The sequence below is a fragment of the Massilistercora timonensis genome (assembly GCF_048354975.1).
In the GTDB taxonomy this organism is placed as follows: Bacteria; Bacillota; Clostridia; order Lachnospirales; family Lachnospiraceae; genus Massilistercora; species Massilistercora timonensis.
Window position 1 is genome coordinate 16782 of the sequence record NZ_DBGCJQ010000073.1, and the last position, 15651, is coordinate 32432.

20 protein-coding genes are annotated in these 15651 nt (G+C 55.8%); 17 read left to right on the plus strand and 3 right to left on the minus strand.

Annotated elements, in window-relative coordinates; translation table 11 throughout:
- Window positions 1–175 precede the first annotated feature (175 nt).
- From ACML7B_RS06835 to ACML7B_RS06885, 11 genes are all read left to right on the plus strand, one after another.
- Window positions 176–1150, plus strand: coding sequence for a hypothetical protein (locus tag ACML7B_RS06835; protein ID WP_418540097.1), 975 nt, complete (start codon window positions 176–178; stop codon window positions 1148–1150).
- On the plus strand, window positions 1147–2358 hold the full coding sequence (locus tag ACML7B_RS06840; RefSeq protein ID WP_418540159.1) for a CpaF family protein: 1212 nt from the start codon (window positions 1147–1149) through the stop codon (window positions 2356–2358). The genes ACML7B_RS06835 and ACML7B_RS06840 overlap by 4 nt, the downstream gene beginning before the upstream one ends.
- On the plus strand, window positions 2273–3061 hold the full coding sequence (locus ACML7B_RS06845; protein ID WP_418540099.1) for a type II secretion system F family protein: 789 nt from the start codon (window positions 2273–2275) through the stop codon (window positions 3059–3061). Before ACML7B_RS06840 ends, ACML7B_RS06845 begins: the two co-directional genes overlap by 86 nt.
- Window positions 2998–4266, plus strand: coding sequence for a type II secretion system F family protein (locus tag ACML7B_RS06850; protein ID WP_418540101.1), 1269 nt, complete (start codon window positions 2998–3000; stop codon window positions 4264–4266). Before ACML7B_RS06845 ends, ACML7B_RS06850 begins: the two co-directional genes overlap by 64 nt.
- Window positions 4267–4286: 20 nt before the next feature.
- Window positions 4287–4463 carry a Flp1 family type IVb pilin gene (locus ACML7B_RS06855; RefSeq protein WP_106789321.1) on the plus strand — a complete coding sequence of 59 codons (177 nt, stop codon included), beginning with the start codon at window positions 4287–4289 and terminating at the stop codon, window positions 4461–4463.
- Entirely contained in the window at window positions 4444–5832 is a 1389-nt protein-coding gene (locus tag ACML7B_RS06860) for a DUF5702 domain-containing protein (protein WP_418540103.1), read from the plus strand. Before ACML7B_RS06855 ends, ACML7B_RS06860 begins: the two co-directional genes overlap by 20 nt.
- 203 nt (window positions 5833–6035) lie before the next feature.
- Window positions 6036–6725 carry a pilus assembly protein gene (locus tag ACML7B_RS06865; RefSeq protein ID WP_418540105.1) on the plus strand — a complete coding sequence of 230 codons (690 nt, stop codon included), beginning with the start codon at window positions 6036–6038 and terminating at the stop codon, window positions 6723–6725.
- Complete coding sequence (locus ACML7B_RS06870; RefSeq protein ID WP_418540108.1) at window positions 6713–7156, plus strand: prepilin peptidase; 444 nt, start codon at window positions 6713–6715, stop codon at window positions 7154–7156. Before ACML7B_RS06865 ends, ACML7B_RS06870 begins: the two co-directional genes overlap by 13 nt.
- Entirely contained in the window at window positions 7153–7596 is a 444-nt protein-coding gene (locus tag ACML7B_RS06875; protein WP_418540110.1) for a TadE/TadG family type IV pilus assembly protein, read from the plus strand. Before ACML7B_RS06870 ends, ACML7B_RS06875 begins: the two co-directional genes overlap by 4 nt.
- Window positions 7574–8275 carry a DUF6382 domain-containing protein gene (locus ACML7B_RS06880; protein ID WP_418540111.1) on the plus strand — a complete coding sequence of 234 codons (702 nt, stop codon included), beginning with the start codon at window positions 7574–7576 and terminating at the stop codon, window positions 8273–8275. The genes ACML7B_RS06875 and ACML7B_RS06880 overlap by 23 nt, the downstream gene beginning before the upstream one ends.
- Window positions 8276–8355: 80 nt before the next feature.
- On the plus strand, window positions 8356–8949 hold the full coding sequence (locus tag ACML7B_RS06885; protein ID WP_418540112.1) for a rhomboid family intramembrane serine protease: 594 nt from the start codon (window positions 8356–8358) through the stop codon (window positions 8947–8949).
- On the opposite strand, the gene ACML7B_RS06890 is transcribed toward ACML7B_RS06885, so the two are convergent.
- Window positions 8890–9636: a sensor histidine kinase gene (locus ACML7B_RS06890; protein WP_418540115.1), complete on the minus strand. Its 747-nt coding sequence runs from the start codon at window positions 9634–9636 to the stop codon at window positions 8890–8892. The genes ACML7B_RS06885 and ACML7B_RS06890 overlap by 60 nt on opposite strands.
- A gap of 87 nt (window positions 9637–9723) precedes the next feature.
- On the opposite strand from ACML7B_RS06890, the gene ACML7B_RS06895 reads away from it, so the two are divergent.
- Window positions 9724–10131: an HIT family protein gene (locus tag ACML7B_RS06895; protein WP_346707369.1), complete on the plus strand. Its 408-nt coding sequence runs from the start codon at window positions 9724–9726 to the stop codon at window positions 10129–10131.
- Between the two features lie 22 nt (window positions 10132–10153).
- Window positions 10154–10708, plus strand: coding sequence for an RNA polymerase sigma factor (locus ACML7B_RS06900; protein WP_346707368.1), 555 nt, complete (start codon window positions 10154–10156; stop codon window positions 10706–10708).
- A gap of 59 nt (window positions 10709–10767) precedes the next feature.
- On the opposite strand, the gene ACML7B_RS06905 is transcribed toward ACML7B_RS06900, so the two are convergent.
- A complete protein-coding gene (locus ACML7B_RS06905; RefSeq protein WP_346707367.1) occupies window positions 10768–11832 on the minus strand; it encodes an undecaprenyldiphospho-muramoylpentapeptide beta-N-acetylglucosaminyltransferase in 1065 nt (354 codons plus the stop codon).
- A gap of 103 nt (window positions 11833–11935) precedes the next feature.
- Between ACML7B_RS06905 and ACML7B_RS06910 the strand changes: the two genes are divergently transcribed.
- Entirely contained in the window at window positions 11936–12784 is an 849-nt protein-coding gene (locus ACML7B_RS06910; RefSeq protein WP_418540118.1) for a DUF4367 domain-containing protein, read from the plus strand.
- 70 nt (window positions 12785–12854) lie between these two features.
- Complete coding sequence (locus ACML7B_RS06915; protein ID WP_418540121.1) at window positions 12855–13367, plus strand: hypothetical protein; 513 nt, start codon at window positions 12855–12857, stop codon at window positions 13365–13367.
- A 280-nt stretch (window positions 13368–13647) separates the two neighbouring features.
- Here the strand turns inward: ACML7B_RS06915 and ACML7B_RS06920 are convergent, their stop codons facing one another.
- A complete protein-coding gene (locus tag ACML7B_RS06920; protein WP_418540124.1) occupies window positions 13648–13893 on the minus strand; it encodes a TIGR03905 family TSCPD domain-containing protein in 246 nt (81 codons plus the stop codon).
- Window positions 13894–14025: 132 nt separating this feature from the next.
- Between ACML7B_RS06920 and ACML7B_RS06925 the strand changes: the two genes are divergently transcribed.
- Window positions 14026–14718 (plus strand): 5'-methylthioadenosine/adenosylhomocysteine nucleosidase, encoded by a 693-nt coding sequence (locus ACML7B_RS06925; protein ID WP_418540127.1) that lies wholly within the window; start codon window positions 14026–14028, stop codon window positions 14716–14718.
- A 128-nt stretch (window positions 14719–14846) separates the two neighbouring features.
- Window positions 14847–15638, plus strand: coding sequence for a hypothetical protein (locus ACML7B_RS06930; protein WP_418540128.1), 792 nt, complete (start codon window positions 14847–14849; stop codon window positions 15636–15638).
- The last annotated feature ends 13 nt before the right edge of the window (window positions 15639–15651 follow it).

Consider the following 15651-nt stretch of genomic DNA (forward strand, 5'->3'; position numbering starts at 1 on the left):
GAAATTTCTACAGAAATTCTTCCGGAAATTTTGTAAAGGTTTTACAAAGATCATCCTTTTTGCAAAAAGGGATGGACAAAAAAGAAACTCCGGGAGTATAATCACCCTACAAGTTCCGTCCGGGACTTGTATCTGATCATTTTCTAAAAGACAGTTTCAAGATCATCTGAATTCTATGCTGGTTCAGCAAAGGAATCCAAACAATGGCACACATTGGTTTTCAACAGAAGAGGAGGGATACTATGGGAACAGTAAACGACTGATCATCTGTGATCCGGAGAAGGGATATGCCAGGGCGCTGGGGATGTTTTTGTCTCAGAAGCGGGAGTTGTCCCTGCAGGTACAGGTGTATACCGACCTGGAGGGGGTGGAGGAGGAACAGGCGGACTGCCTGATCATCTCCGACCAGTTCCCGGAGGAGGAGCGAAAGAAACTGACGGGGAAGACCGTTTTCCTGCTCACCGGAGACCCGGGACAGCCGCCCGGGGAGGGAGAGGAGATCCTCTATAAATATCAGCCCGGCGAGAAGATCCTGGAAGCGGTACTGAAGGCCTGGGGAGAGAAAGGGAGCGGGGAAGATATCTTCCGCCGTCCTTCCGGCAGGGAGCCGGGAAAGCTTATCGGCGTGTTTTCCCCGGTCCACCGGATCGGGAAGACCGGATATGCGCTCCGGCTGGGAGAGGAACTGGCGGCCCGGGAGAACGTGCTTTACCTGAACCTGGAAGTCTACGGCGGGATCGGGGGACATTTTGAAGAGGGAGGACAGACGCTGGCGGACGTGGTCTACTATGCCAGGCAGGAGAAGGGAAACCTGGGGATGATCCTTGCTTCCATGGTCCGGCATCGGAATGGCCTGGACTATGTGCTCCCCATGCCTATGCCGGAAGATATGAAGAGCATCCGGGGAGAGGAGTGGAGGGAGCTGGCCCTGCGGATCCTGCGGGAGAGCCTCTATGAGACGGTGATCCTGGATATTGACGAGGCGGTGCCGGGACTTTATTCCCTGCTGGAAGCCTGCGCTCAGATCCATATGCCGGAGGCGGAAGACCCGCTGGCCCAGGCGAAGATCCGGCAGTTCCGGGAGGAAGCGGCCCTCCTTGGAAGGGACGACATCCTGGGGAAGATCCTGTGGAGAAAGGAGCCGGCATGACGGGGGAAGAACACCTGCACGCAAGGATCCTGGAGCAGCTGGACCTGACCCGGGAGGTGCAGGACGAAGAGCTTACCCAGATCATTTACCGGGTCCTGGAGGAAGCGGGCAGGCAGGAATATCTGCCCCTGGACAGGAAGACGGCCCTGGGGAGGGAGCTTTTCAACGCCTTCCGCAAGCTGGATCTTCTGGAAGAGTTCCTGGAGGACGAAGAGATCACGGAGATCATGATCAACGGCACCCAGAGCATCTTCCTGGAGAAGAAGGGACGGCTCTTCCAGTCGGACAAACGGTTCCTGTCCCGGGAGAAGCTGGAGGATGTGATCCAGCAGATCGTGGCAGGATCCAACCGGCTGGTCAATGAGGCTAATCCCATTGTGGACGCCAGGCTTCCCGACGGCTCCCGGGTCAATGTGGTCCTGGCGCCGGTGGCCCTGAACGGGCCTATCGTCACCATCCGGAAGTTCCCCAGAGAAGCCATCACCATGAAGGATCTGCTGGCCTGGCAGTCGGTAAGTCCGGAGGTGGTGGGATTCCTGGCCCGCCTGGTGCGGGCGGGATACAACATCTTCATCAGCGGGGGCACCGGGTCGGGGAAGACCACATTTTTAAACGCCCTTTCTCAGTATATTCCCAAGGATGAGCGGATCATCACCATTGAGGACAATGCGGAGCTAAGGATCCTGGACGTTCCCAACCTGGTGAGCCTGGAGGCCAGGAACGCCAACGTGGAAGGGAGCGGGGAGGTGACCATCCGGGACCTGATCCGCTCGGCCCTGCGGATGCGGCCGGACCGGATCATCGTAGGGGAGGTGCGGGGCGCGGAGGCCATTGATATGCTGCAGGCGCTGAACACCGGACATGACGGAAGCTTAAGCACGGGGCATGCCAACAGCCCGGCGGATATGTTGAGCCGGCTGGAGACTATGGTGCTGATGGGGATGGAGCTGCCTCTGCCGGCCATCCGGCGGCAGATCGCCTCAGGGATCGATGTCATCGTCCATCTGGGGCGCCTGCGGGACAGGACCAGAAAGGTATTGGAAGTGGCGGAGGTCAGGGACTACCGGGAGGGAGAGATCCGGCTTGCGCCGCTGTACAGCTACGAGGAGACAGGGGAGAGAGATGGGAAGATTCAGGGAATTTGGAGAAAAGATCAGGAGCTTGTCCACCGGGAGAAGCTACTGGCAGCAGGCGATCCGGAAGCGTGAGCGGGCCGCGGCATTTGTGAAAGCGGCAGGCTTCGTGGTCCTGACAGCCTGGCTTTACTACCGGTCCTTCTGGGCAGTGCCGGCGTTGTGCCCGCTGCTGGTGTGGAAGTACCGGAGCCGGGAGGCGGAGTATCTGAGGAAGAAAAGAAGCGCCTTTCTCCTGCAGTTCAAGGAGATGATCCAGGATATGGCCTCTGCTTTAAACAGCGGCTACTCCGTGGAGAACGCCCTGCGGGAGACCCAGAAAGAGCTTAAGCTTCTGTATCCGCCGGAGGAGCTGATCTCGGTGGAACTGGAGCGGATGGTGCGCCAGATGCGGCTGCAGATGCCCATGGAGCAGGTGTTTGAGGAGTTCGCCGGCCGGGTGGGACTGAAGGATGTGGAGAATTTCGCCGCGGTATTCTCTGCGGCAAAGCGAAGCGGCGGGGATATGATCGGGATCATCCAGAATACGGTGGGACAGATCGGAGACAAGATCGAGGTCCACCGGGAGATCGACACCATCCTTGCGGCGAAGAAGTATGAATTCAAAGTAATGTCCTGGATCCCATACGGGATCATCTTCTATCTGATCTTAAGTTTTCCGGAATTTACCGCGTGTTTATATGGAAATATAGCAGGAACAGGAGTGATGACGATATGTTTGCTGGTTTATACGGGCGCCTGCGTGCTTGGCGAAAAGCTGGTAGATATCGAGGTCTGACGCTGCTGGTGTCCGGCCTGATGCTGGGGATGGGGATTCTTATCTTCCTTCTGGATTTCCAGAGATCTACGGTCCGCCTGGAGGGCGGCCTGATCCGGAACCCCTACGGGAAGGGAAAGCGGGTGGAAGAACTAAGAGCTGCCCTGGAAGGAGGCGAGTCGGCGGACCTTACGGTGGAGGTCTCAGAGCAGGCCTACGACGGAGCCGGGCTCCAGGAGCTTTTTCACAGATCCACGGCCCTTCTGGAGAGGGAGATCCTGGGAGAGAACCAGTCCCTGGACCGGATCGAGCAGGATATGAACCTGGTGACGGAAGTCCCCGGGGAGCCGGTGGACGTGTCCTGGGAGATGGACCGTTATGATGTGATGAACGTCTACGGGGAACTGCAGGAAGGAGCCCTCTCCCCGGAGGGGACCCTGGTGAACCTGAAGGCGGTCCTTACCTATCAGGAGGACGAGACCCGGCAGGCCCTCTATGAGTGTACGGCGATGGTATACCCGAGGACCCTGGGGGCGGACGAGGCCCGCAAGCAAAATCTGGAGCAGGAGATCCGGGACCGGGACAAGGAGACCCAGACCCGGGAGGAGCTGCGGCTTCCGGAGACAGTGGACGGGGAAAAAGTGCGCTACTATCCCAGGCTTGACATCCGGGGGCTTGTGATCATGGGGATGGCCCTTATGACAGGGCTTTTGCTCCTGGCCAAAGAGAAGCAGGACTTTCTGAAGGAACAGCAGAAGAGGAAGGAGCAGATGATCCGGGATTACCCGGAGATCATCAGTAAGCTGACCTTGTTCCTGGGCGCGGGGATGACGGTGAAGCGGGCCTGGAAGAAGATCATAACGGATTATGAAACCAAGGGAAAAGCCCGGGGGGAGCGGTACATTTATGAGGAAATGATAAGGACCGCCCGGGAGATGGACAGCGGGGTGATGGAGTCCGAGAGCTACGAGCGGTTCGGCAGGCGCTGCCAGGTTCAGGAGTACATGCGGCTTGGAGCACTTTTGTCCCAGAACTTAAGAAAAGGGACCAAGGGACTGACACAGATGCTGCGGATGGAGGCGATCCAGGCATTCGAGGAGCGAAAAGCCCGGGCAAAAAGACTGGGCGAGGAGGCCGGGACCAAGCTCCTGGCGCCTATGTTCCTTATGCTGGCGGTGGTGCTGGTGATCGTGATCGTGCCGGCATTTCTGTCCATCCAGTTATAGAAAGAGAAAGGAGAGAGCTTATGTGGAGACTGAGATATTTTATGCAGACGTTAAAGGAAGAAAAAGGGATCGGCGTAGTGGAAGTGATCCTGATCCTGGTGGTACTGATCGGTCTGGTGATCATTTTCAAGTCCCAGCTCACCAGCCTGGTGCAGACTATATTTCAGAAGATCACCAGTGAGAGTGCGGGGATATAGATCCGGGCTTAAGGGGGAGGTGACGGCCTACTTAAGCCTGGTATTTATCCTCCTTGTGTCCTTTACCGGATCCATGATAGAGAGCGCTTCCATCCAGAATGCCAAGAATTACGGCCGGGCGGATATGAACCGGGCCATGGAATCGGTGTTCGCGGAGTACCAGAAGGAGCTTCTGGAGGACTATGATATCTTCGCCCTGGAGGGAAGCTATGAGACCGGCCATTACTCGGAAGATCTTCTGAAAGGACGGCTTGCGTACTACGGGGCGGGAAGCATGGAACATAAGGTGCGGGCCATCGAATTCCTGACGGACCAGGGAGGCCGGGCCTTCTACCGGCAGGCGGCAGCCTATATGGAGCACAAATACGGGCTGTCCGCCTTCCGGGGACAGGAAGGGGAGGCCACGCTCTGGAGGCAGCAGGAGCAGGAGGCAAAGAAGGTCCAGGAACAGGAGCGGCAACAGCAGCAGGAACTGTCAGATCTTTTGGAGCAGGAGGAAGGAGCCCTGCCGGAGAAGGACAATCCCATTGCCCATGTGGACAAGTTAAAGTCTTCCCCCCTTCTGGATCTTGTGACGCCAAAAGAAATGACGGTTTCCCAGAAGGTCATCCGCCTGGAGGAGACGGCAAGCCACCGGAGCCTTCAGGAGGGATATGGAGAATTTACCCAGGGAGAAGAAGAAACGGGGGCGCTGTCGGACGTACTGTTCGGAGAGTATCTGATGGACCATTTCTCCGGGGCGACGGAAAGGAAGGATACCGGGGCCCTGGATTATGAGCTGGAGTATCTTCTGGCAGGGGAAGGAAGCGACCGGGAGAACCTGGAGGCGGTGGCAGGGAAGCTCTTGCTGCTGCGGTTTGTGCCCAATTACGCCCATCTCCAGAGCAGCGCCGGGAAGAAGGCGGAGGCCCGGGCCCTGGCGGGTACCTTATGCACCCTGCTGGCGGTCCCTGCCATCACGGAGGCGGCAGCTCAGGCGATCCTTTTGGCCTGGGCATTCGGGGAATCGGTGATGGATCTACGGGCGCTGCTTAAGGGAAGCAAGGTGCCCCTGGTGAAGACGGAGGAGAGCTGGCAGCTCTCCCTTGCCAACCTGATGAAGCTTGGAGGGACGGAGGATCCGGGGGATGGGAAGGACGGAAAGACGGGACTTGACTACCGGGCTTACCTTCGGATCCTGCTGCTCCTGGAATCAAAAGAGGACTTAAGCATCCGGGCCCTGGACCTGATCGAAGAGAATCTCAAGGCAGAGCACGGGCTTACATTCTTCCGGGCGGATCAGTGTATCTGCCGCCTGGAGGTGGAGAGCACTTGTTCCCTGCGAAGAGGGGTGACCTACCGCTTCCCTGCGTATTTTGCCTATCAATGAGAAAAAGGAGGTGAAGGCAGATGCCCTTCCGGCAAGTCTTAAAAATACCACATAGAAAAGAAAAAATATTAAAGGAAAGGAGCAGGATTCGTACGGCTCAAGATCACAAACTCCCCTCACGATACGTTTGTCATACGTCCGCCGGGAGGGCATCTGCCTTCACCTCCTTAAGAGGTAGCATCACCCTGGAAGCGGCGGCGGCCGTGCCCATCTTCTTCTTCGCGGTGGTAAGCCTTCTCTTCCTTATGGAGATCATGTCCATCCAGACGGCGGTCCGGTCCGGCCTGCAGTACGCGGGGAAGCTGGCGGCGGAAGAGGCTTATCCCACAGCGGTCCTGAGGCCGGGGAAGGTGGAGCAGGATGTGACAGCTGCCATTGGGGTGGACCGGCTTGGAAGGAGCCTGGTGGAAGGAGGCATCGACTGCAGCCGGTCCCGGATGTCCCTGCGCACCGGGGTGGCGGAACTGTCCGCTGTCTACCATGTGCGGGTGCCCCTGCCTGTCTTCCGGATCCCGCTGCTGGAATACGAAGAGACCATGCGGGTAAAGGGATGGACCGGGTATGAGAGGACCGGGTTCGGGACGGAGAACGGGGAGACGGTATATGTGACGGAGACCGGCCTTGTGTATCACAAGGATTACCACTGTACCCATCTGGAACTGTCCATCCGCATGGTGCCCCTCTCCGACGTGGCCGGGCTTCGCAATGAAAGCGGTGGGAAGTATCACGCCTGTGAGCACTGCGGGGCAGAAAGCGCCGGCGGAGTCTATATCACGGACACCGGGGACCGGTATCATAGTTCCCTGTCCTGCAGCGGCCTGAAGCGGACGGTATACGCGGTGCCGGTGTCCGAGGTGGTTGGAAAGGGGGCGTGTTCCCGATGTGGGAAGTAGGACGGATGATGTGCCTGGGGGCGCTGGCGGGACTTTCGGTGACCGATATCTTCTGGCGGAAGATCCCGGCGGAATTCTTTGTTATGGGAACCGCAGGGGTGTTAATCTACCAGGTGGTATGCCGGGAGACGGATCCTGTGCTGCTGGCGGGAGGCGCCGCCGTGGGAGCGGGATTCCTCCTGCTCAGTAAAGTCACGGGAGAAGGGATCGGATACGGAGACAGCTGGGGGATCCTGGTGCTGGGACTGTATCTGGGCCTGTGGAAGCTTCTGGAGGTGCTGGCGGGAACTTTTCTGCTTCTTCTGGCTGCCTCTCTGGTGGTCCTGGCAGCAGGTCGGATGAGGGCAGGAGCAAAGCGGGGGATCCCCTTTTTCCCCTTCCTGACCGGGGGCTACCTGATGGGACTGATGATGGGAGGGACGCTTTGGTGAGAAGAAAAAGAATCTGGCTTACCGGAAGCCTGACGGTGGAGATGTCTCTTCTGATGCCGTTGATCCTTCTCCTTCTTATGAGCAGCATCCTGGCGGTCTTCTACTTCCACGACAAGAATATCCTGGCGGGGGCGGCCTATGAGACCGCCGCTGTGGCGGGGACCAGGGCCCGGGAGGAAGAAGGGGCGGATGCCGGGGAGATGGAGGCTCTGTTCCGGGAGCGGGCAGATGGAAAATGTATCCTCTTTCCCACGCCTTCCGCCTCGGTGGAGATCACAGATGCGGAGGTCACCGTGTCGGCCCGGGTGAGCCGGGGGCGGTTCGGACTGACGGTGGAGAAGAAGATGGCGGTGACTCACCCGGAGAAGGAGATCCGGGACAGAAAAAGACTGATAGATACAGGAGAAGCGATCATAAATGGAACGAAAGATAACGATTGAAGAAGCGGGAGTATATCAGGAGGATTATCAGATGAAAATGCTTGGGGCAGGGGAGCCGGAAGGTCTCCTGCCGGTGAAGGGGAGAGGGCTGGACGGCAGCTGCTTCTATGACTATGACGTCAGCGGGAAGGTTTCCTTCCAGGCGCTTTACGAGAGGAACAAGATCACCGGGGAAGATCTGAAGGTATTCTTACGGAGATTTCAGATGGTGCTGGGGGAAGTTACCCGATATCTTCTGGATATCAACAAGATCCTGCTGAAGCCAGAGTATCTTTTTTACGAGGACGGAAAGGTGTATTTCTGTTACTATCCGCCCTTTCAGGGAGATATCTGGCAGGAATTCCATGATCTTACGGAATATTTTGTAAAGCAGGCGGACTATGGGGACAAGGAGTGCGTCCGGATGGTGTTCCTGCTCCACAAGGGGACTATGGAGGAGAATTACAGTCTGGAGAAACTGATCGGTGAGTGCCTGAAGAAGGAAGAGCCGCAGGAAGAACCTGCGGGGGAAGAATATGACACCCGGGAGCACGACTGGATCACCAGCCAGGAGATGGGAAGCCTTATCATGGAGGAAACGGAAAATATGTGGACCCCGGTGAAACGGTTCCTGCGCAGGCACAAGAAACCTAAGTGGGGAGACTGGGACGGGCTGTATATCGAGGAAGAGGAATTGTAAGGATTGCTATTGACACTGTCCGGGAATAATGAGAAAATTAACGCATGATGAACAGATATTCCCAAAAGGCGATTTGTACAATGATACTGGCAGCAGTGAATGTGGCTGTTTTCTTTTTTCTCAGTTTCCAGGGGATGACAGAAGACGCCGGGTTCATGCTGGAGCACGGGGCCATGTATGTGCCTCTGATGCTGGAGCAGGGGAAGTACAGCCCGCTGTTTACCAGTATGTTTCTCCATTTTGGATTCTCACATCTGGTCAATAACATGGTGATGCTGCTGGTGATCGGCTGGAACCTGGAGCTGGAGATCGGCAGGATCAAATTTGTGATCATTTATTTTGCCAGCGGGCTCTGTGGAAATGTAGCTTCCGCGCTGTGGGACTTTCGCACCGGGGACTATGCCGTTTCCGCAGGAGCTTCCGGCGCTATCTTTGGGATTACGGGAGCCCTATTATATGTGGCGATCCGCAACCGGGGACAGATCGGAAATGTGACGGGCCGGGGACTTATGCTTATGGTGGCCCTCAGTCTTTACTATGGATTCTCCAGCGGTGGGGTGGACAATTTCGCCCATATCGGCGGGCTGGCCTCCGGGTTTGTGCTGGCAGTGTTGTTATATTGGAAGAGAAACCGTGAATACCGTACGGACTCCTGGGGCGGAGGTTACTACTAGAGTCCCGCCGTGGGCGGCTACGATCCGCCGGGCAATGGCAAGGCCTAAGCCGGTGCCGTTCTCCTTATGGGTGACGAAGGGCTGGAAGATATGGGAAAGTTCCTCCTCCGGGATACCGCAGCCGTTATCGGATACCGTGATCTGAAGCATACCGCCGGAGAGGTGGGCGCGCAAACCGATGGAGGGAGAGTGGTCCCTGGGGCAGGAGGCGGAAGTCACCGCGTCCCGGGCATTTCCAAGGAGATTCAGGAGCACCTGGCGCAGCTTTACTCCATCTACAGTAACCGGGGGAAGCTCCGGAGAGATCTCCGAGCGGAACTCAATGTCCGTGTCCACCAGGGAAGAGGCGAAAGACAGGGCCAGGGTCTTAAGGAACGTATTGGTATCCATAGGAGCAAGCTTCAGGTGGTCTCCATTGTTATAGGAAGAGAGTTCTTCCAGAAGCTGCTTCATATATTCCATATCTCGGCGAAGCGTCTGCCAGTGTGTGCAGGCAGTGACGTCGGGCCGCTCGCCTTCGATCATCTGCAGTGTGCTGTAGATGAGGGTGAAGGGATTGCGGATCTCATGGCTGATGGCGCTTACTTCCATCCGGTGAGATTCCAGAAGCCTGGTGAGGAGTTCCTTTTTCCAGGGAGCTTCCTCCATGATCTGTTGTAATTTGTCGTAGTCTGTCGCTGAAAACATTGCATTTACCGCCCTTTCTGAGATATCAGTGTAGCATTGGGCGAAGGAATAATCAATGAGATTTTAAGAAGAAAGAAGGAGAAGAAAATGAAAGACGAAAACTGTATTTTCTGTAAGCTGGCAAACGGGGACATCCCCACCGCCACCCTGTATGAGGACGATGACTTCCGGGTGATCCTGGATGCAGGTCCGGCTTCCAAAGGGCATGCGCTGATCCTGCCCAAGGAGCATTACAAAAACCTGTATGAGCTGGACGACGAGATCGCGGCGAAGGCGCTGGTGCTGGCCAAGAAGATGATCACAAAGCTCACGGATGTGCTGGGCTGCGATGGTTACAACATCGTCCAGAACAACGGAGAGGTGGCCGGTCAGACGGTATTTCATTTCCACATCCACCTGATCCCCAGGTACGAGGGGGATGAAGTGGGTCTTGGCTGGAAGATGGGCGAGCTTACCGACGAGGTCAGGGACGAGATTCTGTCAAAACTGGGATAAGAGAAAGTGAAGGAAGAAACTAGTGGGAGTAAAAGCGATTGGCAGGACCGCATTTGATGCGGTTTATGAGGAGAACGCGCAGATCGTGTACAAGACAGCATTGTACTACTCCGGGAACTGCGATACTGCAGAAGAGATCACCCAGGCCGTCTTCATGAAGCTGTATGTGAGCATGGAGAACATCAACATGGAAGCGGTGGACAACTGGCTTATCGTCACCGCGAAGCACATGGCGATAAACATTGGAAGAAAAGGCCGCAGAGAAGTCTTAAGAGAGAATGTCACGGAAACAGGTGAGACCGATCCCGCTTCGGTGAGTCCCGAGGAAGAGTTCATAAGCCGGCTTCGGAAACGGGAATACCGGGAGCTGGCGGAGACCATCTTCACCGAATTGTTCCGGGTGAACGAGCGGTGGTACGACGCGATCCTGCTCACCTATTTCCTGGAAAAGCCTCAGAAAGAGGTTGCGGATGTTATGGGGATCTCTCTGGAGAACCTGCACAGTACGTTGTATCGTGCCAGGCAATGGATAAGAAAACATTACGAAGAACAGTTTCAACACTTGAATAAAGCATAAAAACAGGTGCCGGAGCGGCACCTGTTTTTGATTGAAAATGTTGCGATTCGGAACAAGCCCTATCTTGCCACCGATTCAATGAGATCAATGATGGTATCGATGGAATTCTGCTGGGAGGACTGCTTCATGGTCTCGGTGTAGACCTCCCGGTTCTCATACAGCCGGTTGATGGCCGAAAGCAGTGTCTCATCGGTCATCTCGGATTCCTCAAGGACAACGCTGAAGCCCTGGCGCTCGAAGGAGCGGGCGTTCAGAAGCTGGTCCCCCCGGCTTGCGTTGGCCGGAAGAGGGATCAGAAGGTTGGGCTTGTGGAGAGCCAGAAGCTCACAGATGGCATTGGCTCCCGCCCGGGATACCACGATATCCGTCAGGGCGAAGAGATCCTTCAGCTCTTCCTTAATATATTCATACTGGGCATAGCCTTCCAGATGGACCAAAGTGGGATCGATCTTGCCCTTGCCGCACAGGTGGATGACCTGGTAGGACTTGAGAAGCTCCGGAAGGATGGACCGGATGGCTTCGTTGACGGCTACGGCGCCAAGGCTTCCGCCGATGATCAGGATCACCGGTTTGTCCGAGGTGAAGCCCAGGAATTCGCGGGCCTTGTATTTATCTCCGGTGAGCAGCTCCTGTCGGATAGGGGATCCGGTGAGGACCGCCTTGCCTGCGGGAAGCAGATCCAGGGTCTCAGGGAAATTGCAGCATACCTTGGTGGCAGCAGGCAGGGAAAGCTTGTTGGCCAGTCCGGGAGTCATGTCAGACTCATGGATGATGGTGGGCACATGTCGCTTCTTGCCGGCCAGCACTACAGGCACGGAGACAAACCCGCCCTTGGAGAAGATCACATCCGGGTCCAGGATCTTGATCAGCCGCCGGGCCTCCCCCATGCCCTTCAGCACACGGAAAGGATCCGTCAGATTCCGGGCGCTTAAGTAGCGGCGCAGCTTCCCGGTGGAGATCCCGTGATAAGGGATCCCGAAGGGTTCGATCAGTTCCTTCTCGATCCCCTGATAGGAGCCGATATAGTGAATGTCATACTGCAGTTCCTTCAGGCGTGGAAGAAGAGCGATATTCGGCGTAACATGTCCTGCCGTTCCGCCTCCGGTTAAGATAATTCTCTTCATAACGACCTCCCAAATGTAGTTGCCATTGATTATTAATTATTATACTATTATATATATTATACGTTTCTAAGGGATTTGGTCAAGAGAAAGAGAGAAATGTAGAATGAAAGAAAACGGCAGTGATCTGGAAGAGATCATCAGAGAAGAACTGCACAAGGAAGCGGAGGAGACCCGCAGGACCGTAGAGGCCTCCGAGACGGAAGAATTGTCCCGGGACCGGAAGGAAGCCATCCGCCAGAACCTGAAGGAACAGATTGACGAGTACAAGAAGGAGAAGGTCTATGAGCAGCTGTCCCCGGAGGACCGGGAAGCCCTGGAGCTGGGTCGCCAGATCCGGCGGGAGCGTGAGGAAGCTCAGGAGAAGAAGGGCCGGAAGCACTTTGGGAAGATCGCTCTTAATCTGGCGGCGGTGCTGGCACTGGTATCCATCCTGGGGATCACCAGCGTGGGCGGGCCGGCCAGACTGGTGGAGATGATGAAGAGGGCCGTAGGGGAAAGAGAAGTTGTGCAGGTGGACTCCAATGAGGAGAACCTGAAGATCGCCGAGGAACGGGAAGAAGAGGCATATCAGAAGATTAAGGACGCCTTCGGGGTGGATCCGGTGAAGATTATTATTCGACCAAAAGGAATGAAGTTTTTGGAGGTAGAAATAGATACAACTATTCAAATAGCAGAAATGTTTTATCAGTACGGGAAAAAAACAGTGGTGTATTTTATCAATGCTTCTTATGCGGAGACTTCCTGGGGGATCGATGTGGAAGATGAGGTTACCGATTCGTACCAGTTAGAAAAAAAAGGAACAGAAATTGAAATTAAAGAGTATCAGATATCGAATACCGGAGAGAAACGATATTCCGCCAGTTATAAATATGGAGGAGTGGAATATTTTCTAATGGGGACCATGGAAAAGGAAGATATGGAAATAATTGTAAAAAATTTACATTTTAATTAAAAACCGCGTCAGTTTTTGCCGACTTATGTGTCTATATATATGAGGGGGAGAGGTAGCTGGGAGGTAGTGGATGAAGAAGAAGATCTTATCATTGTGCTGCGCTCTCCTGCTGACGGCAGGGCTATTTGGGATCTCCTATGGGGAGGTCCGGGCGGAACAGCCGATGATAGACGGCTCCTATCTGACTCATGAGGAGGAAGCGGTTGGCTCTAACGTGGGCGTGACCAGAGGGGAATATCTGCTGACCGGATATTCCAAGGTGGTACGGCTGGGACCAGGATTGCTCTACGCAGGGGGCAGCACCATTGCGGCGGAGATCGTGGATGAAGTAGGGATCAGTGTGATGGTGGAGCGGGCGCAGCTGGGCGACACGGAGTGGGAATTTTATGATGGATGGCAGAAATACAACCAGAACACGGACAAGGTTTCTGATAACCGGCGGCTGGTAGTAGAGGGTGATTATTACTACCGGGTGCGGTGTACACACTCAGCCAACAGCGACATGAGCAGCAGCTTTACAAACGGAGTCTTCATCGAAGAACCGCAGATCCTTCCGGGTATTCCGGAGATCGGCGAAGATTAATTCATTTACTTTACCCATCGTTACTTCGGTAACCTCGGGGTACGTTCTTGTCGGGAAACCTGCAGCGGGCACTGCAGGCGGCGCGAAGTTGAAACTATTAACAAAGATTTCGACTTACATTGAGAAAATTGAGAAACCAAGAAGGTCCGCCTTGCGGGCTAAAGTCGTCGCAGCGGCGTCCGCTGCAGGTTTCCTGACACCCAAAAAACAAATGAGAACGAATAAGCAGGGAAAGAGGATACCGGCCCGGAGGGCTCAGGTATCCTTTTTCTTTCGGCCGCTATACTCTTCCGGTGGCCTGCTTCAGCGCCCAGGCAAGCTGGTCGGGACAGGATGTAGGCTTGTTGCCGCATCGGATCCCCTCCAGGCGGGCGATGGCCTCGTCCACGTCCATCCCACGGATCAGCCGGGACACGCCCTGGGTGTTGCCGCTGCAGCCGCCGATGAACTCTACGTTTTTCACAATATTGTCTTCTACGTCTACCCGGATCAGCTGGGAGCAGACGCCGTGTGGTCTGAAATCCATGTTGTACCTCCTGAAAATAAATATGTATGGGATTCTTTCTGTAAGGATTATACCAGACTTGATAAGAGGTGGCAAATCCGAAGTTCCTGTGGTAGAATCAGAGAAGACATAAAGGAAAGGACGGACAAGGACATGATCGGAATCATCGGAGCCATGGAAGAAGAAGTACAGGCCTTAAAGGAGGCCATGACTATTGAAGAAACAAGGGAGAAGGCGTCCATGACCTTCTGCAGGGGAACGCTGCAGGGCAGGGAAGTGGTTGTGGTAAGAAGCGGCGTGGGAAAGGTGAACGCAGGGATCTGCGCCCAGATCCTGATCGACGACTTTGGGGCGGATACGTTGATCAACACCGGCATCGCCGGATCTCTGGACGCCAGGATCGACATCGGGGATATCGTGATCTCCACGGAAGCACTGCATCACGATATGGACGCCAGTATCTTCGGGGATCCGGTGGGACAGGTGCCCCGGATGGATGTGCTGGCATTCCCGGCGGACCCGGACCTCGCCAAGAAGGCCCGGCAGGCCAACGAGGCGGCCAATCCGGACATCCACACCTTCCTTGGCCGGGTGGTGAGCGGGGACCAGTTTATCTCCTCCCATGAGGCAAAGGAGCGGATCAGCAGCCTGTTCCACCCGCTGTGTACGGAGATGGAAGGGGCGGGGATCGCCCAGGCGGCGTATCTGAACAAAGTTTCGTACGTCATCATTCGTGCCATTTCTGACAAAGCCGACAACAGCGCCCAGATGGACTACCCGGAGTTCGAACGCCAGGCCATCGCCCACAGCGTGCGGCTTGTGAAGGAACTGCTGGGAAGAATGTAGACGCCGGGCCGTTCTTTTGGCGGCGGCAGAGACAAAAAAGCGACAGCGCGGGTCGATTTGCGGCGAACGGTTTTTAAGCCCTCCTTGCGGATTTTCAGTATAATCGAAGCAAAAGGAGGGCTTTTGTTATGTTGGAAATGATTTTGGACAAACAGATTTTCTTTGTGCTGATGGGGATCTTCACGGTCCTTGGACTGGCGGGCAAATGGGTGGCCAACGCTTCCCTGAAACGGCTTGTCCGGGCGGCGGGAAACATGGGCAAATCCGCTCATCCCCTGATGCGGCTTGTCCGGGCCAAGTTCGAGCACGCCTGTATGATCAGCGAGCGGGTGGAGAACGTGGGGGCTTTTGTGGACAAGTATCTCTATGAGTATAAGGTGGCGGGAATCCGGCTTCACACCTGGCGGCGGCTGGAGAAGCTGGCGGCAGGGATGTGCTTTCTGCTAGGCCTTCTTGGGGCGGCGGCCTGGTACGGCGCGGCGGGAATGCAGGAGATGGTCCTTCGCACAGGGGCTGCGGGAGCAGGGCTAGGGATCCTGATCCTTCTGGTACATATGGCCACCGATGAGGATTACCAGCTGGAGGCTGCCAGGAATTATATGGTGGATTATCTGGAAAATGTGTGCCTCCACCGGTATGAGAAGGCTTATCAGAAGGAGCTTAAGGTGATGACGCCGGAAACGCCGGCAGCGGCTGCGCCGGTTATCGCCGTGGAAGAAGCAAACGAGCCGGAAGCCAAAGAGGCAGAAGTAAAAACGGCGGAGCCCCGGAAGACGCCTGCCAGGGAGACCTCTGTGACCGAGTCTGTGGGTGATCCCCTGCCGGTCCGGACGGCGGAAGAGAAGCCCCGGGAGGAGAAGGCCCCGGAGACGCCCAAAGATGTGCTCATCCGTCAGATCCTGGAGGAGTTTATGGCTTGATTAAAGGAAAGCG

Excerpts from the sequence above, each read along its gene's own strand:
- ACML7B_RS06835 (WP_418540097.1), top strand. The coding sequence starts at position 176 with ATGCTGGTTCAGCAAAGGAATCCAAACAATGGCACACATTGGTTTTCA.
- ACML7B_RS06840 (WP_418540159.1), top strand. The coding sequence starts at position 1,147 with ATGACGGGGGAAGAACACCTGCACGCAAGGATCCTGGAGCAGCTGGAC.
- ACML7B_RS06845 (WP_418540099.1), top strand. The coding sequence starts at position 2,273 with ATGGGAAGATTCAGGGAATTTGGAGAAAAGATCAGGAGCTTGTCCACC.
- ACML7B_RS06850 (WP_418540101.1), top strand. The coding sequence starts at position 2,998 with ATGTTTGCTGGTTTATACGGGCGCCTGCGTGCTTGGCGAAAAGCTGGT.
- ACML7B_RS06855 (WP_106789321.1), top strand. The coding sequence starts at position 4,287 with ATGTGGAGACTGAGATATTTTATGCAGACGTTAAAGGAAGAAAAAGGG.
- ACML7B_RS06870 (WP_418540108.1), top strand. The coding sequence starts at position 6,713 with ATGTGGGAAGTAGGACGGATGATGTGCCTGGGGGCGCTGGCGGGACTT.
- ACML7B_RS06880 (WP_418540111.1), top strand. The coding sequence starts at position 7,574 with ATGGAACGAAAGATAACGATTGAAGAAGCGGGAGTATATCAGGAGGAT.
- ACML7B_RS06885 (WP_418540112.1), top strand. The coding sequence starts at position 8,356 with ATGATACTGGCAGCAGTGAATGTGGCTGTTTTCTTTTTTCTCAGTTTC.
- ACML7B_RS06890 (WP_418540115.1), bottom strand. The coding sequence starts at position 9,636 with ATGTTTTCAGCGACAGACTACGACAAATTACAACAGATCATGGAGGAA.
- ACML7B_RS06895 (WP_346707369.1), top strand. The coding sequence starts at position 9,724 with ATGAAAGACGAAAACTGTATTTTCTGTAAGCTGGCAAACGGGGACATC.
- ACML7B_RS06905 (WP_346707367.1), bottom strand. The coding sequence starts at position 11,832 with ATGAAGAGAATTATCTTAACCGGAGGCGGAACGGCAGGACATGTTACG.
- ACML7B_RS06910 (WP_418540118.1), top strand. The coding sequence starts at position 11,936 with ATGAAAGAAAACGGCAGTGATCTGGAAGAGATCATCAGAGAAGAACTG.
- ACML7B_RS06915 (WP_418540121.1), top strand. The coding sequence starts at position 12,855 with ATGAAGAAGAAGATCTTATCATTGTGCTGCGCTCTCCTGCTGACGGCA.
- ACML7B_RS06920 (WP_418540124.1), bottom strand. The coding sequence starts at position 13,893 with ATGGATTTCAGACCACACGGCGTCTGCTCCCAGCTGATCCGGGTAGAC.
- ACML7B_RS06925 (WP_418540127.1), top strand. The coding sequence starts at position 14,026 with ATGATCGGAATCATCGGAGCCATGGAAGAAGAAGTACAGGCCTTAAAG.
- ACML7B_RS06930 (WP_418540128.1), top strand. The coding sequence starts at position 14,847 with ATGTTGGAAATGATTTTGGACAAACAGATTTTCTTTGTGCTGATGGGG.